At 59.8% G+C, this 25,890-nt stretch carries 25 protein-coding genes; 15 read left to right on the top strand and 10 right to left on the bottom strand.

Features of this window, described 5'->3' with window-relative positions:
* Positions 1-158: 158 nt before the first annotated feature.
* From J2T09_RS21660 to J2T09_RS21650, 3 genes are all read right to left on the bottom strand, one after another.
* Positions 159-1,310: a DUF2333 family protein gene (locus J2T09_RS21660; RefSeq protein WP_306838374.1), complete on the bottom strand. Its 1,152-nt coding sequence runs from the start codon at positions 1,308-1,310 to the stop codon at positions 159-161.
* Between the two features lie 32 nt (positions 1,311-1,342).
* Positions 1,343-2,260 carry a hypothetical protein gene (locus tag J2T09_RS21655; protein WP_306838372.1) on the bottom strand — a complete coding sequence of 306 codons (918 nt, stop codon included), beginning with the start codon at positions 2,258-2,260 and terminating at the stop codon, positions 1,343-1,345.
* 150 nt (positions 2,261-2,410) lie between these two features.
* Positions 2,411-2,863, bottom strand: coding sequence for a pseudoazurin (locus tag J2T09_RS21650; protein ID WP_306838370.1), 453 nt, complete (start codon positions 2,861-2,863; stop codon positions 2,411-2,413).
* 202 nt (positions 2,864-3,065) lie between these two features.
* Here J2T09_RS21650 and choX point away from each other — a divergent pair, with 202 nt between their 5' ends.
* From choX to J2T09_RS21615, 7 genes are all read left to right on the top strand, one after another.
* Complete coding sequence (gene choX, locus J2T09_RS21645; RefSeq protein WP_306838368.1) at positions 3,066-4,019, top strand: choline ABC transporter substrate-binding protein; 954 nt, start codon at positions 3,066-3,068, stop codon at positions 4,017-4,019.
* A 77-nt stretch (positions 4,020-4,096) separates the two neighbouring features.
* Positions 4,097-4,939, top strand: a complete 843-nt coding sequence (choW, locus tag J2T09_RS21640; RefSeq protein ID WP_306838366.1) for a choline ABC transporter permease subunit — start codon at positions 4,097-4,099, stop codon at positions 4,937-4,939.
* Positions 4,936-6,024, top strand: a complete 1,089-nt coding sequence (gene choV / locus J2T09_RS21635) for a choline ABC transporter ATP-binding protein (protein WP_373458560.1) — start codon at positions 4,936-4,938, stop codon at positions 6,022-6,024. Before choW ends, choV begins: the two co-directional genes overlap by 4 nt.
* Before the next feature lie 52 nt (positions 6,025-6,076).
* Positions 6,077-6,811, top strand: coding sequence for a HugZ family pyridoxamine 5'-phosphate oxidase (locus J2T09_RS21630; RefSeq protein WP_306838364.1), 735 nt, complete (start codon positions 6,077-6,079; stop codon positions 6,809-6,811).
* Between the two features lie 136 nt (positions 6,812-6,947).
* Positions 6,948-7,265 carry an ArsR/SmtB family transcription factor gene (locus J2T09_RS21625; RefSeq protein WP_153359791.1) on the top strand — a complete coding sequence of 106 codons (318 nt, stop codon included), beginning with the start codon at positions 6,948-6,950 and terminating at the stop codon, positions 7,263-7,265.
* Between the two features lie 417 nt (positions 7,266-7,682).
* A complete protein-coding gene (locus J2T09_RS21620) occupies positions 7,683-9,404 on the top strand; it encodes an ABC transporter ATP-binding protein (RefSeq protein ID WP_306838360.1) in 1,722 nt (573 codons plus the stop codon).
* 282 nt (positions 9,405-9,686) lie between these two features.
* The gene (locus tag J2T09_RS21615; RefSeq protein ID WP_306838358.1) at positions 9,687-10,790 is read left to right on the top strand and encodes a branched-chain amino acid ABC transporter substrate-binding protein; all 1,104 of its coding nucleotides are present in this window, start codon (positions 9,687-9,689) and stop codon (positions 10,788-10,790) included.
* A 50-nt stretch (positions 10,791-10,840) separates the two neighbouring features.
* Here the strand turns inward: J2T09_RS21615 and J2T09_RS21610 are convergent, their stop codons facing one another.
* From J2T09_RS21610 to J2T09_RS21600, 3 genes are read right to left on the bottom strand one after another with little or no spacing between them, the layout of a single operon-like run.
* Complete coding sequence (locus J2T09_RS21610) at positions 10,841-12,463, bottom strand: SDR family oxidoreductase (RefSeq protein ID WP_306838356.1); 1,623 nt, start codon at positions 12,461-12,463, stop codon at positions 10,841-10,843.
* Positions 12,460-12,870, bottom strand: coding sequence for a thiol-disulfide oxidoreductase DCC family protein (locus J2T09_RS21605; protein ID WP_306838354.1), 411 nt, complete (start codon positions 12,868-12,870; stop codon positions 12,460-12,462). The genes J2T09_RS21610 and J2T09_RS21605 overlap by 4 nt, the downstream gene beginning before the upstream one ends.
* Before the next feature lie 4 nt (positions 12,871-12,874).
* Entirely contained in the window at positions 12,875-13,348 is a 474-nt protein-coding gene (locus J2T09_RS21600) for an Lrp/AsnC family transcriptional regulator (RefSeq protein WP_306838352.1), read from the bottom strand.
* A 97-nt stretch (positions 13,349-13,445) separates the two neighbouring features.
* Between J2T09_RS21600 and J2T09_RS21595 the strand changes: the two genes are divergently transcribed.
* The gene (locus tag J2T09_RS21595; protein ID WP_306838349.1) at positions 13,446-14,405 is read left to right on the top strand and encodes a threonine ammonia-lyase; all 960 of its coding nucleotides are present in this window, start codon (positions 13,446-13,448) and stop codon (positions 14,403-14,405) included.
* A 114-nt stretch (positions 14,406-14,519) separates the two neighbouring features.
* Positions 14,520-16,214 (top strand): adenine deaminase, encoded by a 1,695-nt coding sequence (ade, locus tag J2T09_RS21590; protein ID WP_306838348.1) that lies wholly within the window; start codon positions 14,520-14,522, stop codon positions 16,212-16,214.
* A gap of 195 nt (positions 16,215-16,409) precedes the next feature.
* Here the strand turns inward: ade and J2T09_RS21585 are convergent, their stop codons facing one another.
* Positions 16,410-17,252 carry an alpha/beta fold hydrolase gene (locus J2T09_RS21585; protein WP_306838346.1) on the bottom strand — a complete coding sequence of 281 codons (843 nt, stop codon included), beginning with the start codon at positions 17,250-17,252 and terminating at the stop codon, positions 16,410-16,412.
* Between the two features lie 212 nt (positions 17,253-17,464).
* Here J2T09_RS21585 and J2T09_RS21580 point away from each other — a divergent pair, with 212 nt between their 5' ends.
* The 5 genes from J2T09_RS21580 (at position 17,465) to J2T09_RS21560 (ending at position 21,475) form a co-directional block, all read left to right on the top strand.
* The gene (locus J2T09_RS21580; protein ID WP_306838343.1) at positions 17,465-17,857 is read left to right on the top strand and encodes an ArsR/SmtB family transcription factor; all 393 of its coding nucleotides are present in this window, start codon (positions 17,465-17,467) and stop codon (positions 17,855-17,857) included.
* A 21-nt stretch (positions 17,858-17,878) separates the two neighbouring features.
* Positions 17,879-18,412: an SRPBCC family protein gene (locus J2T09_RS21575; RefSeq protein WP_306838341.1), complete on the top strand. Its 534-nt coding sequence runs from the start codon at positions 17,879-17,881 to the stop codon at positions 18,410-18,412.
* 80 nt (positions 18,413-18,492) lie between these two features.
* On the top strand, positions 18,493-18,909 hold the full coding sequence (locus tag J2T09_RS21570) for a GFA family protein (RefSeq protein ID WP_306838339.1): 417 nt from the start codon (positions 18,493-18,495) through the stop codon (positions 18,907-18,909).
* Between the two features lie 160 nt (positions 18,910-19,069).
* Positions 19,070-20,167, top strand: coding sequence for a carboxynorspermidine decarboxylase (locus J2T09_RS21565; protein ID WP_306838337.1), 1,098 nt, complete (start codon positions 19,070-19,072; stop codon positions 20,165-20,167).
* Positions 20,168-20,233: 66 nt separating this feature from the next.
* A complete protein-coding gene (locus J2T09_RS21560) occupies positions 20,234-21,475 on the top strand; it encodes a saccharopine dehydrogenase family protein (RefSeq protein WP_306838335.1) in 1,242 nt (413 codons plus the stop codon).
* An 87-nt stretch (positions 21,476-21,562) separates the two neighbouring features.
* On the opposite strand, the gene J2T09_RS21555 is transcribed toward J2T09_RS21560, so the two are convergent.
* Positions 21,563-21,685: a hypothetical protein gene (locus J2T09_RS21555; RefSeq protein WP_306838333.1), complete on the bottom strand. Its 123-nt coding sequence runs from the start codon at positions 21,683-21,685 to the stop codon at positions 21,563-21,565.
* A 240-nt stretch (positions 21,686-21,925) separates the two neighbouring features.
* Here J2T09_RS21555 and J2T09_RS21550 point away from each other — a divergent pair, with 240 nt between their 5' ends.
* A complete protein-coding gene (locus tag J2T09_RS21550) occupies positions 21,926-22,831 on the top strand; it encodes an AraC family transcriptional regulator (RefSeq protein ID WP_306838331.1) in 906 nt (301 codons plus the stop codon).
* Between the two features lie 3 nt (positions 22,832-22,834).
* On the opposite strand, the gene J2T09_RS21545 is transcribed toward J2T09_RS21550, so the two are convergent.
* Positions 22,835-23,992 (bottom strand): hypothetical protein, encoded by a 1,158-nt coding sequence (locus J2T09_RS21545; protein WP_306838329.1) that lies wholly within the window; start codon positions 23,990-23,992, stop codon positions 22,835-22,837.
* A 33-nt stretch (positions 23,993-24,025) separates the two neighbouring features.
* On the bottom strand, positions 24,026-25,669 hold the full coding sequence (gene bglA / locus J2T09_RS21540) for a beta-galactosidase BglA (protein WP_306838387.1): 1,644 nt from the start codon (positions 25,667-25,669) through the stop codon (positions 24,026-24,028).
* Between the last annotated feature and the right edge of the window lie 221 nt (positions 25,670-25,890).

Here is a 25,890-nt window from a genome sequence, read left to right as displayed (position 1 = left end):
CATCTCGAGAGCCGTCTGTTCGGGAGCAGGTTTCTTCAACATGACCCAGTGAATCACAAAACCCCTGGACCAGCCAGGGGTTTGTCAGCAGTCTGGAAAGCCCGGCATTTCGCCGGGCTTTTCTGTTATCGGGGCATTGCTGGTCGCAAAAAGAAGGATCAGCGATCCAGAACCGAGCGCACTTCCACAAGGTTGGAGCGAACGCGCAGCATGTAGAAACCCATGGTCGACAGATGGGTCGGCATGATCATGCCATCCTCGCGACCATTGGAAATGATGGAAGGCTGGATGCGCAGCGCCGCCTTGAACTGGCCGAGCGTGTCGGTCCAGAGGGGACCCAGATTGCGCTCGCGAATGACCTGGCTGAAATCGGCGCCGGCCGCCGAAAGCACGGCATAATAGCCATAAAGCTGACCATAGGCGAACCAGAACCGGTCGTCGGCGCGCGTATCGAACCAGCCGCCATTGTGGTTTTCCGAGCGCTCGCGCAGGATCGCCGTCGTGCTGCCGAGATCGTTGGCGATACGATCGACGAACTGCACGAGGTTGTCGGCGCGGCTGTCGAACGTGGTGACGCAGGCCGCCAGATCGACATTGAACTTCTTCAGGCTGTTGATGGCCGCGCGATAATAGCTCGGCGTCGGCGTTTTGGGGCCGAACGGGGTCAGGCCGAAATACCAGGAATATTCGTCGAACTGCAGATTGTTGCGCGCATCCTGCAGATTGGTGTCGATACCCGACGTGCCGCGCACGCGCGCCAGACTATCCACCAGTTCGACGGTCGTGCGGCGAAGCGCCTGGTTCACGCCGCGCTGGAAGGATGCCTTGTTGTCGAAAAAGGGCGTGTGATCCCAGTCGACGCCAAAAAAGCCCAGCCGGTAGAGCAGCATGGAGGAGATCCATGCATTGCTGTTGACGTTGCGGTTGGTGAGATCGGCGGCCACATCGACGATTGCGGAAGACTGGCACTGGCGCGGCGGCGTCACCGCACCTGCCGGCGCATCGACACTCGCGGGCGCCGGCGTGGCCAGTGTCTGGCCGGCTGGCACCGTACGTTCGGAGAACCTGTAGCTATCGACGAAATCCGGATCGAAATCGGTCCAGACCTGCGTCTGGTAGAAAAAGTAGCCGTAAAAACCGATCACGATCGCCAGAACGGCAAGAACGGTGCCGCGAATGCTCCAGCTGCGACGACCATACCAGCCGCGCGCCGCCATGAACGGCCAGCCGATACGTGCAAATACCAGCCCCAGACCACGGGAAACACCGGCGAACAAACGCCGGAAGAAAGCGAGGATCGGTTCAAGCATAAGCGGTTTTTGCTCCTGTATTGGCCGTCGTTTCAGGCCGATGCCTTTTGTGGTGACGGGTCATGCACCGTCATGGGCTCGTCTTCGTCATGCCGCCGCGATGCGGGATAAAAACGGTGCTGGAAACTGTCGTCCACCGGCTGCTTGCGACGCTGCACCTCGCGCATCGACAGCATGTCCCGGCCCGACAGATCCAGCAGCGATGACAAAACCTCGCATGTCTCTTGCGAAAAATGGTCTGCAAGCGGCAGATCACGACCGCCGCCCAAGGCCTGCAGGACAATGATGCCGCGCTCGGCCTCGATGCTCAGCTTGTGGTAGACACTGTTGCAAACAGCTACATGCCGAATGATGGCTTCGACCACGTCCTGCCGGTTTTCCAGCTTTTTCGCGGCATCGGTCATCGCATCGGGCTCGCCTTCAAGGCTCTTGTTCTCCTCGATCCGCCGGACGAGGTCAGCCTCGATGACGACCAGCCTCGATGTCATGTCCGCCCGATGCGTTCGAAGCGCGCCGATAAGGCGTGCGGCACGGTCGAGATGCGGAACAAGGCGCGAAGCGAGAATGCCGTCACGGTAACGCAGATCGCGGGCCGGGCGACTGAGACCCACACGACGAAGGATCTTTTCCCGGGTCGACGGAGCGGCAGTGCCGCTCGCCTCAGCAATAATGGTGTGGATATCGCCATCGAGGCGGCGAGCGAAGCGAACGAGAGGTGATTTTGCCCCATCCGCAGCCTCGATGCTCGCCACCACTACGGCAACATCCGGCTCCACATGTGCGACGGGCTCGGCGGCTTCTTGCGGAGGAGTTTCCGTTGCATCGTCGGCAGGCAGGCTGACGGTCTGGCCTGCATTTTCCGGCATCCAGCGCGCCACGGCCGCGTCGATGTCGGCTATCACCGCGAGCGCGCCGGCAAGCTCGTCGTCAGCAGGATGTCGTTTCGCCATGCGGCAGCCCTTTATATTTGCTCGCTACACATAAGCACCGACAGGCAAAATACCAGAGGCCAAAATGCCAGAGGCTTCCAAAGCGATGCGGCGACGCATCACTGCGCCGCCGCATCGAGAATCACGCATTTCGCCGATCAAAGGCGCCGATCAGAGACCGAGCTTGGCAATTTCCGCATCGAGGCGGTCACGGGTCTTTTTCGGCATCTTCGCAGCCTTGACCGCATCGAGATTGGCGGGTGCACCTTCACCGACAACGATCAGGGCGACCATGCCCATGCCGTAATGCGGCGTGCATTTCACGACATAGGCACCTTCCTTGTCGACGGTAACGGTCAGATCGGTGCTGATCTTGCCCTTGAACGGTTCGGCACCTTCCGGGATCAGTTCCTTCACGGCCGCAGCATCGTGGCCCTTGTCGACGGAAACGAAGCGAATCGTATCACCGACGGCAGCCCGCACGGATGCCGGTTCGAACGCCATGGCCTGACCGTCACTGCCCTTGTTCAGCATCCTGATTTCGATTTCGGCGCTGAGCGCCGGAACGGCGAAAAGGCCGACGGCCGCGGCAAGAATGGCTGGGCGGATGAGTGCGAGACGCATGGGAAACTCCTGTGGCGTTCATGACTTTTGTCACGCGACACCTACACCCCGCCCCGCCTTGCAAACATTGACGGAGATCAAACCCGCCCCGACGTGCCATTATGTCGCAAATAGCCCGGTTATCCTGACGTTTTTGCGCGCGCTTGCTTGCAGGCCGGATGTATTCATAATGGCCGGGAACAAAAAAGAACGGGAGCCCAACATGCGCTTTATCAAATATTCGACTGTATTGGCCACCACCGTATCGGCCCTTCTGCTTGCGCAGACGGCCCATGCTGCCGACCCCAAAAGCTGTGCCACCGTGCGCATTTCGGATGTCGGCTGGACCGACCTTGCCGCCACCAATGCCTCCTTCATCACCGTGCTCGAAGCGCTCGGCTACAAGGCCGACGTGAAGACGCTCGGTGTGCCGGTCACCTATTCCTCGATGAAGAACAAGGATATCGACGTCTTCATCGGCAACTGGATGCCGGCCCAGAACGGCGCCATCAAGGATTACATCGCCGACAAGTCGATCGAGACGATCGCCGTCAATCTCGAAGGCGCAAAATACACGCTCGGCACCAATGCCGCCGGCGCCAAGCTTGGCATCAAGGATTTCAAGGATATCGCCAAGCACAAGGATGCGCTCGGCGGCAAGATCTACGGCATCGAGCCGGGCAATGAAGGCAACGGCATGATCGTGTCGCTGATCGACAAGAACACCTTTGATCTCAAGGGCTTCCAGGTCGTTGAATCCTCCGAGCAGGGCATGCTGACCGAAGTCACCCGCTCCGACAGGGAAGACAAGCCGATCGTCTTCCTGGCATGGGCACCGCATCCGATGAACGTCGCCCACGAGATCACCTATCTCGCTGGCGGTGACGAGACTGTCTTCGGCCCGAATTTCGGCGGCGCCACGGTCTACACCGTCGCCCGCGGCGGTTATGTCGCCGAATGCCCGAACCTCGGCAAGTTCCTGACCAACATGAAGTTCTCGCTCGACATGGAAAACACCATCATGGGCAGCATCCTCGATGACGGCGAAGATGCCGACAAGGCCGCCAAAGCCTGGATCAAGAAGAACCCGACCGTGATCGAGCCCTGGCTTGCCGGCGTCACCACGCTTGACGGCAAAGATGGCCTTGCCGCCGTCAAGGAAGAACTCGGCCTCTGATTTGACATCCATGACCCGTGGCGGTTAGGCCGCCGCGGGCACCCGCCCTTTCTTTTCCTCCGGATGGCAGGTTTCTCGTGGATTGGCTTGAAGAGCATCGTATTCCCATCGGCGCATGGGCAAAGGCGGTCGTCGACTGGTTGACGACCAATGGTTACTGGTTTTTCAGATGGCTCTCGGCCGTCTTGTCCTCCGTCATCGACGGATTGTTATGGGTGCTGGAAACGCCGCATCCGCTCGTTGTCATGGCGGCTTTCGCCGTTCTCTCATACTGTCTCAGGCGCTCGATAGCGCTCGCTCTCTTCACCTTCGGCGGTTTCCTCTTCATCTTCAACCAGGGCTACTGGGAGGAGACGACGCAGACGCTGGCACTTGTCAGCGCCGCGACCTTCGTCAGCATGCTGATCGGCATCCCGCTCGGCATTGCCGCCGCCCGTCGCGAATGGCTCTACAACGCCATGCGGCCGATCCTCGACCTGATGCAGACGCTGCCGAGCTTCGTTTATCTCATCCCGGCGCTGATCCTGTTTGGCCTTGGCATGGTACCGGGCCTGATCGCCACCGTGATCTTTTCAATCCCGGCACCGATCCGCCTCACCCGTCTCGGCATCATCTCGACGCCCGGTGCGCTCACCGAAGCCGCCGTCGCCTTCGGCGCCACGCCGTCCCAGGTGCTGCGCAAGGTGGAACTGCCCTATGCGACGCCGCAGATCATGGCCGGCCTGACGCAGACGATCATGCTGTCGCTGTCGATGGTGGTCATCGCCGCCCTCGTCGGTGCCAACGGCCTCGGCGTACCGGTGCTCAGAGCCCTCAACACGGTCAATGTCGCCCGCGGCTTTGATTCCGGCCTCTGCATCGTCATTCTGGCCATCATCCTCGACCGCATGTTCCGCACATCGCAGGGAGGCGCATCATGACCGCCAACACCATGGTCGCCGTCCAGACACCGGTCGAGACGAAACCGAACGACTGCGTCCGCTTCGAAAACGTCGATATCATCTTCGGCGACAAGCCGGAGCGTGCCCTGCCGCTGGTAGATCAGGGCAGAACGCGTGACGAGATTGCCAGCGAGACCGGCATCGTCATGGGCGTCGCCGGCGCCTCCCTGTCCATCCATGAAGGTGAAATCCTCGTGCTGATGGGCTTGTCCGGCTCCGGCAAGTCGACCCTCCTGCGCGCTGTCAACGGGCTTGCGCCCGTCGTGCGCGGCAGCGTCAGCGTCGCCACGCCCAACGGCCACGTCAATCCCTACACGACCGATGCGAAAACGCTGCGGGACTTGCGCATGCATTCGGTCTCGATGGTTTTTCAGCAATTCGGCCTCCTGCCCTGGCGCACGGTGGCGGAAAATGTCGGTTTTGGCCTCGAGCTTGCCGATGTGCCGGAAGCCGAGCGCAAAAAACGCGTTGCCGAACAGCTGGAACTTGTCGGCCTGTCAAAATGGTCGGATCGCAAGGTCGGCGAGCTTTCCGGCGGCATGCAGCAGCGTGTCGGCCTTGCCCGCGCCTTTGCCACCGGCGCGCCGATCCTTCTGATGGACGAACCGTTTTCCGCACTCGACCCGCTGATTCGCACGAAACTGCAGGACGAATTGCTGGAATTCCAGCGGCGGCTGAAAAAGACCATCCTGTTCGTCAGCCACGATCTCGACGAGGCGTTCCGCATCGGCAACCGTATCGCCATCATGGAAGGCGGACGCATCATCCAGTGCGGCACGCCGCAGGAAATCGTGCAGGCGCCGGCCGACCAGTATGTCGCGGACTTCGTCGCCAACATGAACCCGATCAGCATGCTGACCGCAGCCGACGTCATGCGCCCGGGCGTGGCCGACACCTCCGTGCCCGTCAGCGCCACGGCGCCTGCCACGACGCCGCTGGTGGACATCCTCGATGCCATGTCGCGCCAGCCGGGCTTGATCGGCATCATTGACAATGGCGCGGTGGTCGGCACCATCACCGCCGATGATGTGATCGCCGGCCTTACCCGGCACCGCCGCCGCTGAGACCCGCATGCCTTGTCGTGCCGGATGACGTTCGGCACGACAAGGAAACGCCATGCAGGACAAACCCTCCCCCATTCGCGAAACCGACGAGGAAGCCCGCCGCCTTGGCCGCAGGCTGCTGCGCGGCGCGCGTCATGCCGCGCTTGCCGTCATTGATGCGCAAACCGGCTTTCCCGCCGTCAGCCGCGCGCTTTTGGGGATCGATCTCGACGGCGTGCCGGTCATTCTCGTCTCCGACCTCGCCAGCCATACGGTGGCTCTCAAACAGGATCCGCGTTGCTCGATCATGACGGGTGAACCCGGCAAGGGTGATCCGCTTGCACACGCGCGCATCACGGTGTTCTGCACGGCCGAATCAGTCGATCGCGACAGCGCCGATCACGCCCGAATCCGAGACCGTTTTATAGCCCGTCATCGCAAGGCGGAGCTTTATGTCGACTTTGCCGACTTCCGTTTCTTCCGGCTGGTGCCATCGCACGCCGCGCTCAACGGCGGATTCGGCAAAGCCTATGCCCTCACCGCCCCGGAATTGACGATTATCAAGTCTTCATTTGCGGCAGAATGGTTACATATGCAAAAATTAGTAGGGGCGATGACGGCAGAAGCGGATGCTGCGGCCCTTGCGCTGAAAGCAAAGGAAATCGGCGATTGGACCATTTCCGGTGTCGATATGGCCGGTTTTGACCTGATCCGTGGTGATATTTTGCTGAGATATGAGTTTGACGAGCCGATTTCGGACTCAAATGAGATTCTCGATCGTATTTCAAATTTTGCTAAAACATCATAGACGCTACGCTAAATTTAGGGATATACAATCCATAACTGACCTTGCTAAATTTTCGGCCTCGAACCGATCAGACTTACTGATACCTGCATCAACACAGCTGATACCTGCTTCCTACTCAAGGGGACGTTTGAACGACATGGACACGATGTCACTTTCCGATCACTCTACATCCGCCGCCGGCCTTCTTTCGGCCATGGCCAACCCGAAACGCCTGATGATCCTCTGCTGCCTGGTCAAGGGCGAAGTGGCCGTCGGTGCACTTGCTAACCAGGTTGGCCTCAGCCAGTCTGCTCTTTCCCAGCACCTTTCCAAGCTGCGCGCACAGAAGCTGGTCAATACCCGCCGCGACGCACAGACGATCTACTATTCCAGCTCGTCGGAATCGGTCCTCAAGGTTCTCGAAACGCTTGAGTCCATCTACTGCGCTCCCGAGCGGAAAAAAACTGCCGCCTAATGGTAGCGCTGTCACGGCGGAAAACCACCTTGACGCGAACTTGCTAATATAACGACAAACTTGTCGGAAACTGAATTCGGCATAGGCGGAGCTCCCAACCCGCAATGCCGGGTTTTGCAATTTTGAACTATGACTTTGCGTTTACGACGCGGGGGCACCTGTCGGAAATTCCGGCAGCCACCGCGTCGTTTTCGCCTTCGTTCTTCTCGAAGGCCTGCGCCTTTTCCCGGCGAACCGATTTAAGCGGATCGGTATATTCCACCTCACGACTGATGACAGGTCATCAAAGCCTCCCTATAAGGCGAGGCGTGCGGTCAAGTTATCGGACGGATGAGGCGTCGCCGATGCTGGCAACGCGAAAGCGCGCGCAATCCTCCTCTGCTCTTCGCACCACCAGTCCTGCTGTCGGAGTTTTCCATGTTGCGCCGCTTTTTTTCCTATTACGCACCCTATAAGGGCCTGTTTGCGCTCGACTTCGGCTGTGCGGTTCTGGCCGGCCTGCTGGAACTCGGCTTTCCGATCGCGGTCAAATTTTTCGTCGATGATCTCCTGCCAGGCCAGCACTGGGGCTGGATCGCCGCCACGGCCGCCGCCCTGCTGGTCATCTACGTCTTCAACACCGGCCTGATGGCGGTGGTGAACTACTGGGGCCACGCGCTCGGCATCTCCATCGAGACCGACATGCGCCGGCAGGCCTTCGATCACATCCAGAAACTCTCCTTCCGGTATTTCGACAACAACCGCACCGGCCAGCTGATCACCCATGTGACCAAGGATCTGGAAGAGGTCGGCGAAATCGCCCATCACGGCCCGGAAGACCTGTTCATCGCCATCATGACCTTCATCGGCGCCTTCATCCTGATGTTTTCGGTCAACTGGAAGCTGGCGATGATGACCACGATCATCGTGCCCTTCATGACCTGGCTGGTCAGCCGCTACGGCGCCCGCATGACCACCAACTGGCGCAAGCTTTTCCGTCAGGTCGGCGACTTCAACACCCGCGTCCAGGAAAGCGTCGGCGGCATCCGCGTCGTGAAAGCCTTTGCCAACGAGGATTACGAGCGTCAGCTGTTTGCTGCCAATAACGAGGGCTACAAGACCACCAAGCTCAGCGCCTATGCCTATATGACCGCCAGCATCACCATGAGCTATCTCAGCACCCGCCTGGTGCAGTTGATGGTGATGATTTTTGGCACCTATCTGGTCATCCAGGGTGAACTGACTTACGGCGGCTTTGTCGGGTTCCTGCTCTTGGTCAACGTCTTCTTCCGCCCGATCGACAAGATCACCTCGGTAATCGAATCCTACCCCAAGGGCATTGCCGGTTTTTCGCGTTTCACCTCGCTGATCGACACCGCGCCGGATATCGCCGACAAGCCGGATGCCCGCGAAGTCGAGCACCTGACCGGCGCCATCGAATACCGCGACGTCGCCTTCAGTTATGACGGCAAGTCGAAGGTCTTCGAACACCTGAACCTGAAGATCAATGCCGGAGAAACCATCGCCTTCGTCGGCGCGTCGGGTGCCGGCAAGACCACGCTCTGCTCTCTCCTGCCACGCTTCTACGAGGTCGATGCCGGCTCGATCATGATCGATGGCATCGATATCCGCGACATGACGCAAGCCTCGCTGCGCAATCAGATCGGCCTCGTGCAGCAGGATGTTTTCCTGTTCGGCTCGACCATCCGCGAAAACATCGCCTATGGCCGCCTTGGCGCGACCGACGAGGAAATCATCGAGGCGCTGCGCCGTGCCGCACTCGACGAATTCATCCTGTCACTGCCGGAAGGCCTCGACACGCCGGTCGGCGAACGTGGCGTCAAACTGTCCGGCGGCCAGAAGCAGCGTCTCGCCATCGCCCGTATCTTCCTCAAGGATCCGCCGATCCTCATCCTCGACGAAGCCACCTCGGCGCTGGATTCCGCCACGGAATACGCCATCCAGCAGGCGCTGGGCGAACTGTCGCGCGGCCGCACCTCGCTCGTCGTCGCCCATCGCCTTGCCACCATCCGCAATGCCGATCGCATCGTCGTCATGGGGCCGGACGGCATTCTGGAAGAAGGTTCGCATACCGTCCTGATCGCCAAACGCGGCGCTTATGCCCGTCTGCACGAAGCCCAGTTCGGCGCCGTCGCCTGAGAAGGATCAAGGGCCGGCCTGCCGGCCCTTCAACACCGCGTGAAAAGCATTGAATTAATCCGCCGAAACCCTGCGGGTTTTGGTTATCTTCTTGCGTGAATGCCGGAATATTCCTAGGAAAATTACCGACTGCCGCATGAGCCAAACATGGCCATGCGGTGGAAGGGACCGCGAAACCCAAGCTCTGCCCCGACACGACGACGACATGTCGACGGACGAGAGAGCAAGGTGGATGCATGATCAAGAAGCGGGTCGGGAGGCCTGCCATCCAAGGAGACGGACATGACTTTGAAGACAATCACTGCGGCTCTCGCCGCCACGCTGGCCTTTGCACCGCTCGCGCATGCCGACATCACCATCGGCCTGATGGCACCGCTCACCGGCCCGGTTGCCGCCATCGGCGCGCAGATCAAGAACGGCGCGGAAACCGCCGTCGAGGAAATCAACAAGAAGGGCGGCATCAACGGCGAGAAACTCGTCCTGAAGATCGCTGACGACGCCGGCGATCCGAAGCAGGGTGTATCTGCTGCCAACCAGCTGATCGCCGATGACATCCGCTTCGTCGTTGGTCCGGTCACGTCCGGCGTATCGGTCCCCGCCTCTCTCGTCTTTTCCGAAAACGGCGCGCTGATGGTCACCCCGACGGCCACCGCGCCGGAACTGACGGCACAGGGCCTCTCGACCGTTTTCCGCACCTGCGGCCGTGATGACCAGCAGGCCGAAGTTGCCGCAAAATACGTCGTTGAAAAGTTCAAGGACAAGAAGATCGCCATCCTCAACGACAAGGCCCAGTACGGCAAGGGTCTGGCCGATGCCTTCAAGAAATCGCTGAATGCCGCCGGCGTCACCGAAGTCTTCAACGACGCGCTCAACCCGGGTGACAAGGATTTTTCCGCGCTGGTCACCCGCATGAAGTCCGAGGGTGTCGAGGTTCTCTATTTCGGCGGTTACCACCCGGAAGCCGGCCTGCTGGTTCGCCAGATGAAGGATGCCGGCATGGCCGTGCAGCTCGTCGCCGGTGATGGCCTGTCGAACAGCGAGTTTGTCGCAACCGGTGGCGAGGCCGCCAATGGCACGATCTACACCAACGCCGCCGACGCGCTGAAGAACGAAGACAGCAAGGCAGCAGCAGCCGCGCTGACTGCCAAGAACATCCCGGCAGAAGCCTTCACGCTGAACACCTATGCCGCCGTCGAAGTCATCGCGGCCGGCATCGCCAAGGCCGGCACCACCGATGACGCGGAAGCCGTCGCTGCAGCACTCAAGGATGGCTCGGGCATCAAGACCGCCATCGGCGAACTCACCTATGGCGAAACCGGCGATCTCACCTCGCAGACCTTCTCCGTCTACAAGTGGGAAGGCGGCAAGACCGTCGCTGCCGAGTAATCGGACCTGGAACGACTAAGCAGCGGGCGCCTTCTGGCGCCCGTTTTGCGTCAGAGCCGCCGAAGCCGACCGCGATAATGCACCAGATCGCCCACAAGCGGCAGCGCAACCGGCACGTCGAAGAAAAAGTCTTCGCCCTCGCCCCATTCCCGCGCCACGCTTTTCGGCGCGAGGAACAACGGCATCGGCAGGCGGAACACCGACCACTTTTTCATGATCATCGTCAGCCCGTTCTCATCGGACGGCAGGTCGAAATAAAACCGCATCGGCCCGAAACGCTCGACCAGATGACGACCGCTCTGGCTGAGTTCGCTGACAAACACACGACCATCGAAATCGCGCGTCCAGCGCTCGACACCGCCCTCCTCCTCGAAGGAGACGTGCAGGTCATGTTCGCCCGCCGGAGGAAACCGCATGATATCGGCAATCAGGCAGGCAAGACGCGAGCGTCCGCGCGTCACCGTCGCCCTGCCCTTTGCGCCGGCATCGCCGTAAACATCATGCATGTCCCGCATCGGCTGCGGCAAAGTTTCGTAGGCCTGTCCCATCACCCGGCGATAGAGCGGCTGATAGTGTTGCGTATCCACCTGCCGATGGGTGGACAAGGCATCGAGCAGCGGCTGGAAATCGCCAAGCGACAGTTTTCCGGCGGCAGACCTTGCGCCGGCAGAAACCCGCCCTTCAGCCAGAGCGCCGGCCAGCAGTTGCGCCGCCATGGTCGGGATTTCGGGGCCATGGCCCTCTTCCGCGATCAGCGTCCAGCGACGACCAACGAAGCCGTCAGCTAATCGCCCTTTCACATCGATCATCATGGCGGAACGATCCGTGCCGAGATTGGCACTGAACCGTTGCAGCGGCCGCAGCCAGCGCGCCAGTGGCGAAAGGGAACGGACCCAGCCCCATTTCACCGGCCAGCTCAAAAGCCAAAGCGTCAGCAGCTGAAAGGAAAACTCCGGCCCGGCACGAAATACCGTTGCCGGACGCCCCCTCACGCAGGCAGGCACGATGTCGTGGTCAGGCACATCGGACAATGCGACCAGCCGCGAGATACCGGGGCGACCATCGACCTTGTAGCGGGCGCGCTTGACAGCATGCCATCCCGTCTCCTGCCGCCAGCGTTTTCCACGCCACAGCCGCACCGGCTTGCCGACATAACTGAGGATCGCCGCCGCCACCGAAGCACCCGCAGTCGCACGGTTGGATGCACTGATCGCCATCGATACGGCGCATACCTCATCCATGTCCCGCGAAAGCTCCGCGATCACCGCCCCGGACATGGCCGGCACACTGGAGGCACCCGAAACCACGACGATACCGGCCGCTTTCGCCTTATCGTCCAGACCCGCAATGCCACCGACAAAGCTCCGGGCATCGGCAAGATCGATATAATGCACACCGCAGGCAATACAGGTGTCGGCCACCCGGTAATCGCTGTTCTGAAACGGCCCGGCCGCATCGATCACCAGCATGGGCCGATGTCTTTCGAGGATCGGCGCAAGGTCGCCATTACGGTCCGCCACAACCGGTCGCGCATTCGGCAGCGTATCGGCAAAACGCCGCGCTGCCGCCTCATTGCGGCCGGCCACCAGAACCAACCAGCCATCTGCCGCAAGGCGTTTCGAAAGCCTTGCACCAAAACCACCATATCCGCCGAGAACCAGAACCGTTTTCAAAGCACGCGATCCGCGTGATCTGGCGACGGCACCCAGCAGGCATCATGCCGCCCAAAAATCCGGTAGCGGTTGCGGGCGATCAGCCGGTAGGCCGGATCGCGCAGGAAACGCGGCACCAGGCGCAGGACATCCAACGCCTTCCACGGCCAACCGAGACCGCGATAGATCGTCAGCACGGCATCGCTGTCACGCAGGAGCCTGTCGCCGTCCACGATGATCATCGATTCCGGATTGGTCGGGTCGATACCGAAACGGCGGTAGAGCGCGGCGCCCACCTCACCCTGCATGGATGCCAGCCGAAACCGCCGCGCATGATCGTGACGCAGCACGAACTGCGCATTGGCCGAACAGAGAACACATTCAGCGTCGAAGACGATAATCGGGCCGGGTGGCAGGTTTGCATTCATGGTATTACCTCGCATCGCATTCAACCGGCACCACCAGCCCGCGTTTCAGCGTTTTCAGGACCACACTCGTGGTGAATTTCCGGATATTCGGATTACGCTCCATCATCCCGTCAGCCAGCCTGTCGAAATGATCGACCGACTGCGCCAGAATAACGAGCGTATAATCCCCTCGCCCGGATGTGCACCAAGCCTCTTGAACTTCGGGCGTTTCCGACACCCAGCGCAGAAAGGGTGGCAGAAGTTCCGGCCGGTCGCGTTCAAGTTCCACTTCGACCAGCATGGCGACGGCAGCACCCACTTTTTTCGGATCGACGATCGAAACATCGCGCAGAATCACCTTGTCCTCACGCAATTTCTGCAGCCGCCGTTGCGCAGTCGACGGCGACAACCCTGCCCTTTCAGCAAGAGCGGACAAGGTGATCGTTGCATCCTGCTGCATCAGCCGCAGGATGCAACGATCGGCTTTCGAGAGTGACATGGATATTTTCCCGCTCCAGACCAAAAGATGGGATAATTTCCCGCATTCTTGTATGAGATTAGGAATAACACCAGCTTTTCTCGTTCATTCTTCCCGCATGACAGCGAAACACCCCGTCCCCACCGCCGCCGGCATTCTTGCTGCCTCCCGAGCCATCAATCCGCTGTTCACCGGAAGCCCGCTTATCGAGCAAGCGATGGCCAATGAAGCACTCGGCCTGCGACTGTTGGCAAAGGTCGAAACGCTCAATCCGATCCGTTCCTTCAAGGGGCGCGGCACAGACTGGTGGATGCATAACGAACCGCCTGGCGACCATCCCATCGTCTCCGCATCCGCCGGCAATTTCGGTCAGGGGCTGGCTTACGCTGGCCGGGCCCGTGGCCGCCGCGTCGTGATATTTTCCGCGACAACCGCCAATCCCGACAAGATCGAAGCGATGCGACGCCTTGGCGCCGAAGTGGAACTGGAAGGTGATGACTTCGATTCAGCCAAGGCAGCTGCCCGCGCCTATGCCGCATTACATGGCTGCCCCTTCGTCGAGGACGGCGCGCTTGCCACCATCGCTGAAGGAGCAGGTACCATCGCGCTGGAGATTACCGAACAGCTGGCATCCGACGGCATCACGCTTGATGCCATCATCGTGCCGCTCGGCAACGGTGCGCTTCTCACCGGCGTCGGCACCTGGATCAGAGAAAAGGCGCCGGGCTGTCGTATCATCGGTGTGACCGCAGCCAATGCTCCGGCAATGAAGCTTTCATGGGAGACCGACGGTCTCGTATCAACCGACAAAGCCGATACCGTCGCCGATGGTATCGCCGTGCGAGAATGCGTCCCATATGCGCTGGAATGCATGAAGACCACAGTGGACGACGTCTGGCAGGCCAGCGAACAGGCAATAGACCAGGCACGACGCTTCTGCCTCACCCAATACGGCCTCGTTGTCGAGGAAGCCGGCGCAGCAGGACTAGCGGGACTGCTCGAGCACGGCAAAGAGCTGAAGGGAAAGACGGTCGCAACCATTTTTTGCGGTGGCAATATTCGGGCAATGGATCGTTAGAGCCTTTCATCGTGCAATGAAACCGCGCTCCGGGCGAATACTTCGGATCATCTCTCCCCGTTTTGCCGATCAACCGTTAAAGAGAGGGAATCAATTCAGCAGCAGGAGCCCGCCATGACCCATCGCCTTGAGACCCTGATCGACCAGGGCACAGGCCGCGAGCCCGCCGATATCGTGCTGAAGGGCGGCAAATTTTTCGATCTCGTCACCGGAGAACTCATCGCCTCCGATATCGCCATCTGTGGCGACCGCATCGTCGGCACCTGCGGCGATTACGTCGGAAAAACCGAGATCGATATTTCCGGAAAGATCGTCGTCCCCGGTTTTATCGACACGCATCTGCATATCGAAAGTTCGCTCGTCACCCCGCATGAATTCGACCGCTGCGTCCTGCCCTATGGCGTGACCACCGCGATCTGCGATCCGCACGAGATCGCCAATGTCATCGGCGCCGAAGGCATCCAGTTCTTTCTCGACTCGTCCGAGCAGACAATCATGGATATCCGCGTGCAGCTCTCCTCCTGCGTGCCCGCCACGCATCTGGAAACGGCCGGCGCCGATCTGCCGATTGAAAAGCTTCTGCCCTTCCGCGACCACCCAAAAGTCATCGGCCTGGCCGAGTTCATGAATTTCCCGGGCGTCATCCACAAGGACCCGATCTGCCTCGCCAAACTCGACGCTTTTTATGGCGACCATATCGACGGCCACGCGCCGCTTCTCTCCGGCAACGACCTCAACGGCTATCTGTCAGCCGGCATCCGCACCGAACACGAATGCACGACGGCCGAAGAAGCGCTCGAAAAAATCCGCAAGGGCATGCACATCCTGGTGCGCGAAGGCTCCGTCTCGAAAGACCTTCACGCCCTGATGCCGATCCTCACGGAGCGCCTGTCGCCCTACCTGGCGCTCTGCACCGACGACCGCAATCCGCTCGATATCGCCGAACAGGGCCATCTCGACTACATGATCCGCACCGCGATTGCCGCCGGCGTCGAACCGCTCGCCGTCTACCGCGCAGCCTCCATCTCCGCCGCCAAGGCTTTTGGCCTGCGCGATCGCGGCCTCGTCGCCCCCGGCTGGCGTGCCGATCTCGTCATCGTCGACAGTCTTGAAAACTGCAAGGCCAACATGGTGTTTGCCGCCGGGCGAAAAGTCACCGACGAACTCTTTGCGACCCGCAAGCCCGTCGCCGCCGTCGGTCTCGACAGCGTCAAGGCGCGCCCCGTGCAGGCCATGCATTTCGGCGTGCCCTACTTTGAAAGCGAAACCCCGGTCATCGGCGTCATGCCCGGCAAGATCATCACGGAACACCGCCGCTACCGCCTGCCCGCTTCCGGCAACCAGACCGGCGTTGATCTGGAGCGCGATATCATCAAGGTCGCGGTCATCGAACGCCATGGCAAGAACGGCAATCACGCCAACGGTTTCGTGCAGGGATTTGGCCTTAAGAAGGGTGCGATCGCCTCCACCGTCGGCCATGACAGCCACAATATCTGCGTTGTCGGCGTTTCCGAGGATGACATGGCGCTGGCCGCCAACAGGCTGAGCGAGATCAAGGGCGGCTTTGTCGTGGTGGAAGATGGCAAGGTCACCGGCGAGATCGCCCTTCCCGTCGCCGGCCTGATGAGCCTCGAACCATACGAATGGGTGCGCGACACGCTGCATGACCTGAGAAAATCCGCCTATGCCCTTGGAACGACTCTGGAAGAACCTTTTCTACAGGTCGCCTTCCTGCCACTTCCGGTCATTCCGCACCTAAAAATTTCGGATATGGGTATGGTGGATGTCGATAAGTTCCAGCTGATCTGAGACGAGCCCGCTTGCGCTCTGCGAGGTGCCCCTCATCCGCCTGTCAGCACCTTCTCCCCGCACGCGGGGAGAAGGACACAAGCCGCAACTGCTCCGCCTATCGCTAACGTCGAGCATGGCAAGTCCCCTCTCCCCGTCCTTACGGGGAGAGGGCTAGGGTGAGGGGCAAGCCTCACCGCGTGCTCGCGATCAAGCTCACGCCCTGAAAAACGCCAGCAGATCGTTGTTGACCAGATCCGGATCGGTCGTCGCCACACCATGCGGCTTGCCGTCATAAACCTTCAACGTGCTGTTCTTCAAAAGCTTGGCAGAAAGCGGCGCCGAATCCTCGAACGGCACGATCTGGTCATCCGTGCCATGCATCACCAGAACCGGCACGTCGATCACCTTCAGGTCCTCGGTAAAATCCGTTTCCGAAAACGCTTTGATGCAATCGTAATGCGCCTTGGTGCCGCCCATCATGCCCTGCCGCCACCAGTTGCGGATCACGCCCTCCGACACCTCGGCACCCGGCCGATTATAACCGTAGAAGGGGCCGGTCGGGATATCGAGGAAGAACTGCGCGCGGTTGGCCGCCTGCGCCTTGCGGAAACCGTCGAACACTTCGAGCGGCAAACCGCCGGGATTTTTCTCCGATTTCACCATGACCGGCGGCACGGCGCCGATCAGCACGGCCTTGGCGACCCTGCCCTGCGGCTGGCCGAATTTGGCGACATAACGCGTCACCTCGCCGCCGCCGGTCGAGTGGCCGACATGGATGGCGTTTTTCAAGTCCAGATGCGCGGCAAGCTCTGCCACGTCGGCAGCATAGGTATCCATCTCGTTGCCGGTGTCGGTCTGGCTGGAGCGACCATGTCCTCGCCGGTCATGCGCGATGACGCGGTAGCCTTCGTGGAGGAAGAACAGCATCTGCGCGTCCCAGTCATCGGCCGAAAGCGGCCAGCCGTGATGGAAGACGATCGGCTGGGCATCCTTCGAACCCCAGTCCTTGTAAAAAATCTGCGTGCCGTCCTTGGTGGTGATGAAACTGCTGCTCATGATTTTCCCTCGGTTGATCTGGCAAAATTCAGGCGAACGTTTTTATGGCTCCGGCAAAGCACGTCGAACACTGCCGGCGCGCCGCCAAGATATGACGACATATCGATTTTGAATAGCGGCCGTGTGACGTGACAACGTCCCGCCCACGGTCATCGCAAAGAAATTAAACCATTCGGTTGACAATCATCGCACCTAAGCGCAAATTCAACCACATGGTTGAGTTAAAATCACATCAGGTCGACACCGTTTTCCACGCGCTGAGCGACGCCACCCGTCGCCATATGCTGCAGGAGTTGACGCAAGGCGAGCGCACGGTCGGGCAATTGGCCGAACCTTATTCCATGTCGCTCGCCGCCGCCTCGAAACATATCAAGGTGCTGGAAGGCGCCGGCCTTGTCCGTCGTGAAATCCGCGGGCGCACCCATCTCTGCCGGCTCGAACCCGGCCCGCTCGCCACCGCTCATGAATGGCTATCCTTCTACGAACGCTTCTGGACCGGCAGGCTCGATGCGCTGGAACGCCTGCTGAAGGAGGATGACACGCGCAAGGCCGCCGCTGCCGGAACACAGGAAAAGCCCGCATCGAAACCTGGACATGACACTTGAATCAAAACTGGGAGAAAACCGATGAACGACATGAATGTATTGGAGAAATACGGACGGGTGACCGCGCCATCCGAAATCACCATTCAGCGCAAACTGCCCGGCCCGATCGAGCGGATCTGGGACTATCTGACCAACAGCGATCTTCGTCGCCAATGGCTCGCCTCGGGCATCATGCCATCCGAACCCGGCGGTTCTTTCGAACTCGTCTGGCGCAACGACGAACTGACGGACGGTGCCGAAGCCCGACCCGAAGGCTTTCCTGAAGAACAGCGGATGACAAGCGAGATCACTCTCTTCGAAGCGCCACATCGCCTGGCCTTCACCTGGCCGCCACGCGGTGAAGTCTCGATCGAGTTGAAACCGATCGGTCCGGACGTTCTGCTCACCCTCGTCCACAAGCGCATTTCCGATCGCAAGAACATGACCATGGTCGGTGCCGGATGGCACATGCATCTCGATATCCTTGCCGCCAAGGCCAACGGGCAGAAACCGCAGCCCTTCTGGAAGGGCTGGCTGAGGCTCAGGGAAGAATACGAGAGGCTCATTCCCGCCTGACATCCCGTGGCCCTTGCCGGTTCCATCCTCGGCAGAGGCCACACCGTCACCGATCCCGACCATTGCGAATGGAGAAATGCATGAGCACGCCCTTCACGGGAGGCTGCGCCTGCGGCGCGGTCCGTTATCAGGTCGCCGGCGAGCCCGCCGCCATGGTTGACTGCCAGTGCCGTCAGTGTCAGCGCGAAAGCGGCACCGGCCACACATCAAACCTCGTCTTCGCAAATGCCGTTGTCACGCTCGAAGGCCAGCCAAGCCACTTCGAGGCCACCGGGGACGGCGGCACACTCAAGAGGCGCGCCTTCTGCCCGGCATGCGGCGCGCCGGTCTACATGGTCTTTCCTGCCATGCCCGAGTATTTCGTCATCCGCGCAGCAAGCCTCGACGAGCCGGAACGCTACCAGCCGCAGATGGTGACATGGACAGACGGCGCTCAGCCCTGGGACCGTATCGATCCGGGTTTGACAGCATTCACAAGGATGCCGCCGCCCGGCTGAGACGGCAGCGTGCACATACTGCACAGCGTCAGCGAGCCGGGAAACCGGCCAATTAACCGGTTCTTTGGACATTCTTGCCTTCGGGTCTTGAAGATGTCATCTGCGTCAGGCAATAGGCCCCCTTAACCTTTCCCAAGTGCAAGAAGGCCGATCACGCGAAATGCTGCAAACTCCCTACTACCTCATCGACAAGTCCAAACTGCTCCAGAACATGGAACGGATTGCCACTGTGCGTGAGAAGTCGGGCGCTAAAGCTTTGCTAGCGCTGAAATGCTTTGCGACATGGTCGGTCTTCGATTTCATGCGCGACTACATGGACGGCACCACCTCGTCCTCGCTGAATGAAGTCCGCCTCGGCCACGAGCGTTTCGGCAAGGAAACGCACGCCTATTCCGTCGCCTATGCCGATTACGAAATCGATGAAGTTGTCAGCCACGCCGACAAGATCATCTTCAACTCGATCGGCCAGCTGCAGCGTTTCGAGAGCCAGTCTGCCGGCATCACCCGCGGCCTGCGCCTCAACCCCGGCGTCTCCTCCTCGAGCTTCGATCTGGCAGACCCCGCCCGTCCGTTCTCGCGCCTCGGCGAATGGGATCTGAAAAAGGTCGATCCGGTCATGGAGATGATCACCGGCTTCATGATCCACAACAACTGCGAGAACAAGGATTTTGCCCTGTTCGACCGCATGCTCGGCGATATCGAGCAAAAATTCGCACCATTGCTGAAAAAGGCCGAATGGGTCTCTCTCGGCGGCGGCATCCACTTCACCGGCGACGATTACCCGGTCGACCTGTTTGCCGAGCGCTTGAAGCGTTTCTCCGGCGAATACGGCGTTCAGGTATATCTGGAGCCGGGCGAAGCCTCGATCACCAAATCGACGACGCTGGAAACCACCGTCCTCGACACGCTTTACAACGGCAAGAACCTTGTCGTGGTGGATTCGTCCATCGAAGCGCACATGCTGGATCTCCTGATCTATCGTGAGAATGCCAAGGTTCACCCCAACCAGGGACCCCATCGTGCGATGGTCTGCGGCAAGTCATGCCTTGCCGGAGACATCTTTGGAGAATTCGACTTCCCCGAAGAAGTAAAGGTCGGCGACCGCATCTCGTTCCAGGATGCCGCCGGCTACACGATGGTCAAGAAAAACTGGTTTAACGGCGTGAAAATGCCGGCAATCGCCATCCGGGAACTGGATGGCAGCCTCAGGACGGTCCGTGAGTTTGACTACACGGACTACGAACAGAGCCTTTCCTGATCAGAAAGGGCCAAAGGCCCACAGGACAGACTTTCTGACGATTGGACGCAAGGAGTGGTCCCCAGAATGAAAAAGAACGTGCTCATCATCGGCGCCGGTGGCGTCGCTCAGGTTGTTGCCCACAAGTGTGCGCAGAACAACGATGTCCTCGGTGACATCCATATCGCATCGCGCACCAAGTCGAAATGCGACGACATCATCGCTTCGGTTCACGAAAAGAAGGCGATGAAGCAGGCAGGCGTGCTCGAAGGTCACGCGCTCGACGCGCTCGACATCGAAGCCACCAAGGCCTTGATCGTCAAGACAGGCAGCCAGATCGTCATCAACGTCGGCACCGCCTTCCTCAACATGTCGGTGCTGCGCGCCTGCATGGATACCGGCGTCGCCTATATCGACACCGCCATCCACGAAGAGCCGAACAAGATCTGCGAAACGCCGCCGTGGTACGGTAACTACGAGTGGAAGCGTGCCGCCGAATGCGAGGAAAAGGGCATCACCGCCATCCTCGGCGCCGGCTTCGATCCGGGCGTCGTCAACGCCTATGCGCGTCTGGCCAAGGACGAATATCTCGACACCGTCACCGACGTCGATATCGTTGACATCAATGCCGGCAGCCACGGCAAGTATTTTGCCACCAACTTCGACCCGGAAATCAATTTCCGCGAGTTCACGGGTGTCGTCTATTCGTGGCAGGGCGGCGAATGGAACGTCAACAAGATGTTCGAAATCGGCAAGGACTACGACCTGCCGGTCGTCGGCACCCGCCGCGCCTATCTCTGCGGCCATGATGAAGTGCATTCGCTGGCCAAGAACATGGAAGGCGCCGACGTGCGCTTCTGGATGGGCTTTGGCGATCACTACATCAACGTCTTCACCGTCCTGAAGAACATCGGTCTTCTCTCCGAGCAGCCGGTCAAGCTGGCGAATGGCGACGAAGTCGTGCCGCTCAAGGTCGTCAAGGCCTGCCTGCCCGACCCGTCGTCGCTGGCGCCGGAATACGAAGGCAAGACCTGCATCGGTGACTTCGTGAAGGGCATCAAGGACGGCAAGGAACGCACGGTGTTCATCTACAACGTCGCCGACCACAAGGAAGCCTTCAACGAAGTCGGTAGCCAGGGCATTTCCTACACCGCCGGCGTCCCCCCGGTCGCGGCCGCCATGCTGGTGGCAACGGGCGAATGGGATGTGAAGAAGATGGCAAACGTCGAAGAACTGGCCCCGCGCCCGTTCCTGAACATCCTCAACAAGATCGGCCTGCAGACCTGCATTCGTGACGAACAGGGCGAGCGCGAACTGCACTTCGATTGAGATGCAGCGATTGTCTCAATGCTGAAATTACGAAAGGCCCGCGAGCGATCGCGGGCCTTTTCCGTTTGTCGCTGTCGTCGCGACGGATCAGCCGTTCATGTAACGACGCGGCCTGGCGGCACGACGCGCAGCGATCTGGCGCTCGATGAAATGGACAGGATTGCTCACCATCCGGCGAGCGGTTTGCAAAAGCTGGTTCCATGCGGTCATGACCGTCTCCTCTGGCTGGTTTGATTGGTTTGCGTTGAGCGATGGCACCGGCTTACGTCTACCGGTGCCTGATTTATGCGCCGGCCGGCGCCGAACGCGGTAGACCAGACCTACGGGATGATTGCACATTTCTCCGAAAGACTTTTCTACCCTCTGGCGCACATGCAAGGCGCGCGATAAGAAGCATCATCGAATTCGGCGAAATCAGCGTATTTCGCACCTTTGACTGGAGACAATGCAATGGATCATCTCGCAACGCTTGTCACAAAAATTGCACAACACACCGATTGCGACGGCGTTCATCCGACAAAAATCCCGAACCTCTCGCTGATCCGCGTCTCCAACCCTACGGAACCGGTGCGCGGCGTCACGCAGCCGTCGCTCTGCATCGTCGTGCAGGGCAGCAAGCATGTAACGCTTGCCGACCACACTTATGAATACGGTGCCGGCTGTCACCTCGTTGCCTCGGTCGAGCTACCAGTCGTCAATCGTGTCGTCGCGGCGAGCCCGGAGAAACCTTATATGTCGCTGCTGCTGGCGTTGGACATGCCGGCTCTCGGTTCGATGCTGATGGAAATGCCGCGCACAGCCGAGACGGGCACCGCCCGCTGCGGTACCGGCCTTTGCGTCAGCGAAGCTTCGCCCGGCCTTCTCGACGCGGCTGTGCGGCTGACGCATCTTCTCGACACGCCCGAGGACATTGACTTCCTCGCCCCTCTGGCCGAACGTGAACTGCTCTACAGGCTGATGCGCGGCGAGCAGGCCCACAAGGTGCGCCGCCTGCTGATGCCGGAAAGCCGTCTCCAGCAGGTCAACCGCGCCATCACCTGGATTCGTGACAACTTTGACAAGCCGTTTTCCATCGATCGCGTTGCCAGCGAAGCCAGCATGAGTTCTTCCTCGTTGCACGAACATTTTCGCGAAGTGACGGCCATGAGCCCGCTGCAATACCAGAAGCAGCTGCGCCTGCAGGAAGCGCGTCGGATGATCCTGGCCGAAGCACTGGACGCCGCCACCGCCGCCCATCGTGTCGGTTACGACAGCCCGTCGCAGTTCAGCCGCGAATACCGCCGCCTGTTCGGCGCCCCGCCGATCCGCGATATTTCGCGGGTGCGGGGTGAGGATGCGGGATTGGTGGGGGCGTAAGCTTCACCCTTTCTCGCTGAGGAGTTTTTCCAGCATCGCTGCGAACGCATCGTAGATCGTCAACATGGGCAGCGTGGAAAAGAACGCATTCGAACTGCCATCCTGATCAAAAGCGGACCAGCGGATCAGGGTGTACAGCCTACCCTCGTTCCAGATCATGATGGCACGGATGTCGCCGCTATCCTCGCCTTTGTGATCCTTCACCGAAAACAGAAAATGATGCAGCAAGCTACCTTTGCCGTTGATATCCGGCCCCGCTTTATTGCCCTCCGGTTTCGGAGCGTCTGATCCGCTGAACTGTGCTTTCAGGAAAAACGGGATCGTCTTGCTGCCGATCTCGGCAAGATCCGGCTTATCTTTCATGTCTGACGCAATCAGCCAGACACCACCTTTCGCAACATCCTCATCCTGCTTGATCACATGCAGTTCGGCATTGGCGCGACCATCGAAATCATTGATCGGAACCTCCCAGTCGTCGGGAATGGATATGTCGAGCGATTTGCCGTCGATTCGGATGGGGACATCCTTCAGACCGTCCCGGTAACCGTCATTCTGGCCATTCTTGAAAGTGATGCTGTCAAAAACGGTCTGCGCGTAATCGGTGGCGAAATCGAAAATTGCATCACGATCTTCAGCGCTCTTGTCCTTCGGCAAATCGAACAGGAGATTGACCGCAATCGCCTGGAAACCACGCGTTTGACAGTTGCTGATCACCCCTTCGACCGGAACGTCACCATCGTATTTCAGGCCGACCACCGAAGCGACGGAGCGATGGGGCGAGACAAGTTCCTCGACCGTCTTGTATCGCGCCTGCGTCAGAACCCAGCCACAGATACGGTCTGCAGCGCCGGATGTTCTCAAGTCATAACCAATCACGGTCATCCTGATCGGCACTTCAGCGGTAGCAATGGCTGGTACTTCACCGATGATCGTGACATTTCCGAGCGTATCCGGCTGCCGCAGCTTCATCGGCACCGTCGCCGGCCGGCTTTCCTTAGGCAGCAACACCTTAAAATCCAGATCGGGGTCAGAAAAATCGAACGCCCTTTCCACCCAGCCATCTTTCACCGCCGATTTTTCAGCATCCTGAGCCAGCCCTGCGCTGCTGGAAACGAACAGCAGCGACAGGGCCGTGACGACGGTTACAGAAACACGCTTCACCAACATTCCCCCATCAAAAAGCCGAACCGGCCCTCACACCCGCGCGCAGAAAACGTCGATTGCATCCAGCTTGACGATGCCACCCTCGAGTTTCGACGAGAACCCCGGCAGGTTCACCGGCATCACGTCACCCAGCCGTTTCGGTAGCGTAAAGTTCTGCGGCTCGCGGGTGAGATTGAAGACAAACAGCAGCTTCTCGCCACCCTTCTCGCGCACGAAGGCGAGCAGGTCCTGATTGGTGTCGAGAAAAGTCATGTCGCCATCGATGAGAGCGGCATGCGATTTGCGGAAGGCGATCGTCGCCCGGTAATGCGCCAGCACCGAATCCGCCAGCTTCTCCTGCGCATCGACGGCGCGGGCCGCGTGTTCCTTCGGCACCGGCAGCCATGTCCTGGCACCTTCGGTGAAGCCGGCATGCGGCTTTGCGCTTTCCCACACCATCGGCGTACGGCATCCGTCGCGGCCCTTGAAGGCCGGCCAGAAGCGGATGCCATAGGGGTCGCGCAGGTCCTCGAAGGCAAGCTCGGCTTCCGTCAGCCCCAGCTCCTCGCCCTGATACAAGCAGATCGAACCGCGCAGGGTGGCGATCAGCGTCGCCGAAATTTTTGCGACACGATCCTGTTCTTGCGGGCTCTCGATGAAACGGGTGACATGGCGGATGACGTCGTGGTTCGAAAATGCCCAGCACACCCAGCCGTTCACCACCGTGTCGAGCACGGTCTGCATGACCTTGCGGATATAACCTGCATCGAAGGCCGGGCCCAGCAGGTCGAATGTGTAGCACATGTGCAGCTTGTCATTGCCGGTCGTATAAAGCGCCAGCGTGTTCAGCGAACGCGGCCCGTCACCCACTTCGCCGACGCTTGCCCTGCCCTCGTAACTGTCCAGCAACGCACGAAAACGTTTCAGGAAATCAATGTTTTCCGGCTGTGTCTTGTCATAGAGGTGGTTCTGCATCGAATAGGGATTGGTATCGGTCTCCATGCCGGCGCCATCGGTGTCGTAGACCATCGGCGGATTGTTGCGCAGCTGCTTGTCGTGGAAATAATAGTTCACCGTGTCGAGGCGAAAACCATCGACGCCACGGTCGAGCCAGAATTTCACCGTGTCCAGCATGGCGTCCTGCACATCCGGATTGTGAAAGTTCAGGTCCGGCTGCGAGATCAGGAAATTGTGCATGTAATATTGCTTGCGCACGCCGTCCCATTCCCAGCCCGGCCCACCGAAGATCGACAGCCAGTTGGTTGGCGCCGTGCCGTCCGGCTTGGGATCGGCCCAGACGAACCAGTCGGCCTTCGGATTGGTGCGGCTGGAGCGGCTTTCGATGAACCATGGATGCTGGTCGGACGTGTGCGAAATCACCTGATCGATGATGACCTTGAGACCGAGGCGATGCGCCTCCGTCATCATCTCGTCGAAATCGGCGAGCGTGCCGAACATCGGATCGACATTGCAGTAATCCGAAACGTCATAGCCCATATCGGCCATTGGCGAGGTGAAAAACGGCGACAGCCAGATGGCGTCGACGCCAAGAGAGGCAATATGTCCCAGCCTTCCGGTAATACCCTTGATATCGCCGATCCCGTCACCCGTCGTGTCCTGGAAAGAGCGCGGATAGACCTGATAGATCACGGCTCCACGCCACCAATCGGATCGGATGTCTGCCTGCGAAATCATAAGCATATACCTCTCTTGGAGTTCGGTTACTGCCAAACTAAGGCCCCACCGGCAAAAGGCAACCGAGAGTGGCCGGACCCGGCATAACAGAGTTTTGAACGGCAATTTGATCGCGATAAGTGCAATCTCGATGACACACCCATAGTTGGCGACGCACAAACCCCAAGATTTAGGGGGGTTACAATGTCGCAATCCCGGCACTATCGTGCCGCCTTTCCGCC

It is taken from the genome of Neorhizobium huautlense (assembly GCF_030811685.1).
Taxonomy (GTDB): Bacteria; Pseudomonadota; Alphaproteobacteria; order Rhizobiales; family Rhizobiaceae; genus Neorhizobium; species Neorhizobium huautlense_A.
Note: the sequence above shows the minus strand (reverse complement) of the source record. Positions and strands in the feature narration are given on the sequence as shown.

What these genes read in the sequence shown, in the direction of transcription:
- J2T09_RS21660 (WP_306838374.1), bottom strand. Translation starts at nt 1,310, where the DNA reads ATGCTTGAACCGATCCTCGCTTTCTTCCGGCGTTTGTTCGCCGGTGTT.
- J2T09_RS21655 (WP_306838372.1), bottom strand. Translation starts at nt 2,260, where the DNA reads ATGGCGAAACGACATCCTGCTGACGACGAGCTTGCCGGCGCGCTCGCG.
- J2T09_RS21650 (WP_306838370.1), bottom strand. Translation starts at nt 2,863, where the DNA reads ATGCGTCTCGCACTCATCCGCCCAGCCATTCTTGCCGCGGCCGTCGGC.
- choX (WP_306838368.1), top strand. Translation starts at nt 3,066, where the DNA reads ATGCGCTTTATCAAATATTCGACTGTATTGGCCACCACCGTATCGGCC.
- choV (WP_373458560.1), top strand. Translation starts at nt 4,936, where the DNA reads ATGACCGCCAACACCATGGTCGCCGTCCAGACACCGGTCGAGACGAAA.
- J2T09_RS21630 (WP_306838364.1), top strand. Translation starts at nt 6,077, where the DNA reads ATGCAGGACAAACCCTCCCCCATTCGCGAAACCGACGAGGAAGCCCGC.
- J2T09_RS21625 (WP_153359791.1), top strand. Translation starts at nt 6,948, where the DNA reads ATGGACACGATGTCACTTTCCGATCACTCTACATCCGCCGCCGGCCTT.
- J2T09_RS21620 (WP_306838360.1), top strand. Translation starts at nt 7,683, where the DNA reads ATGTTGCGCCGCTTTTTTTCCTATTACGCACCCTATAAGGGCCTGTTT.
- J2T09_RS21615 (WP_306838358.1), top strand. Translation starts at nt 9,687, where the DNA reads ATGACTTTGAAGACAATCACTGCGGCTCTCGCCGCCACGCTGGCCTTT.
- J2T09_RS21605 (WP_306838354.1), bottom strand. Translation starts at nt 12,870, where the DNA reads ATGAATGCAAACCTGCCACCCGGCCCGATTATCGTCTTCGACGCTGAA.
- J2T09_RS21600 (WP_306838352.1), bottom strand. Translation starts at nt 13,348, where the DNA reads ATGTCACTCTCGAAAGCCGATCGTTGCATCCTGCGGCTGATGCAGCAG.
- J2T09_RS21595 (WP_306838349.1), top strand. Translation starts at nt 13,446, where the DNA reads ATGACAGCGAAACACCCCGTCCCCACCGCCGCCGGCATTCTTGCTGCC.
- ade (WP_306838348.1), top strand. Translation starts at nt 14,520, where the DNA reads ATGACCCATCGCCTTGAGACCCTGATCGACCAGGGCACAGGCCGCGAG.
- J2T09_RS21585 (WP_306838346.1), bottom strand. Translation starts at nt 17,252, where the DNA reads ATGAGCAGCAGTTTCATCACCACCAAGGACGGCACGCAGATTTTTTAC.
- J2T09_RS21580 (WP_306838343.1), top strand. Translation starts at nt 17,465, where the DNA reads ATGGTTGAGTTAAAATCACATCAGGTCGACACCGTTTTCCACGCGCTG.
- J2T09_RS21575 (WP_306838341.1), top strand. Translation starts at nt 17,879, where the DNA reads ATGAACGACATGAATGTATTGGAGAAATACGGACGGGTGACCGCGCCA.
- J2T09_RS21570 (WP_306838339.1), top strand. Translation starts at nt 18,493, where the DNA reads ATGAGCACGCCCTTCACGGGAGGCTGCGCCTGCGGCGCGGTCCGTTAT.
- J2T09_RS21565 (WP_306838337.1), top strand. Translation starts at nt 19,070, where the DNA reads ATGCTGCAAACTCCCTACTACCTCATCGACAAGTCCAAACTGCTCCAG.
- J2T09_RS21560 (WP_306838335.1), top strand. Translation starts at nt 20,234, where the DNA reads ATGAAAAAGAACGTGCTCATCATCGGCGCCGGTGGCGTCGCTCAGGTT.
- J2T09_RS21555 (WP_306838333.1), bottom strand. Translation starts at nt 21,685, where the DNA reads ATGACCGCATGGAACCAGCTTTTGCAAACCGCTCGCCGGATGGTGAGC.
- J2T09_RS21550 (WP_306838331.1), top strand. Translation starts at nt 21,926, where the DNA reads ATGGATCATCTCGCAACGCTTGTCACAAAAATTGCACAACACACCGAT.
- bglA (WP_306838387.1), bottom strand. Translation starts at nt 25,669, where the DNA reads ATGATTTCGCAGGCAGACATCCGATCCGATTGGTGGCGTGGAGCCGTG.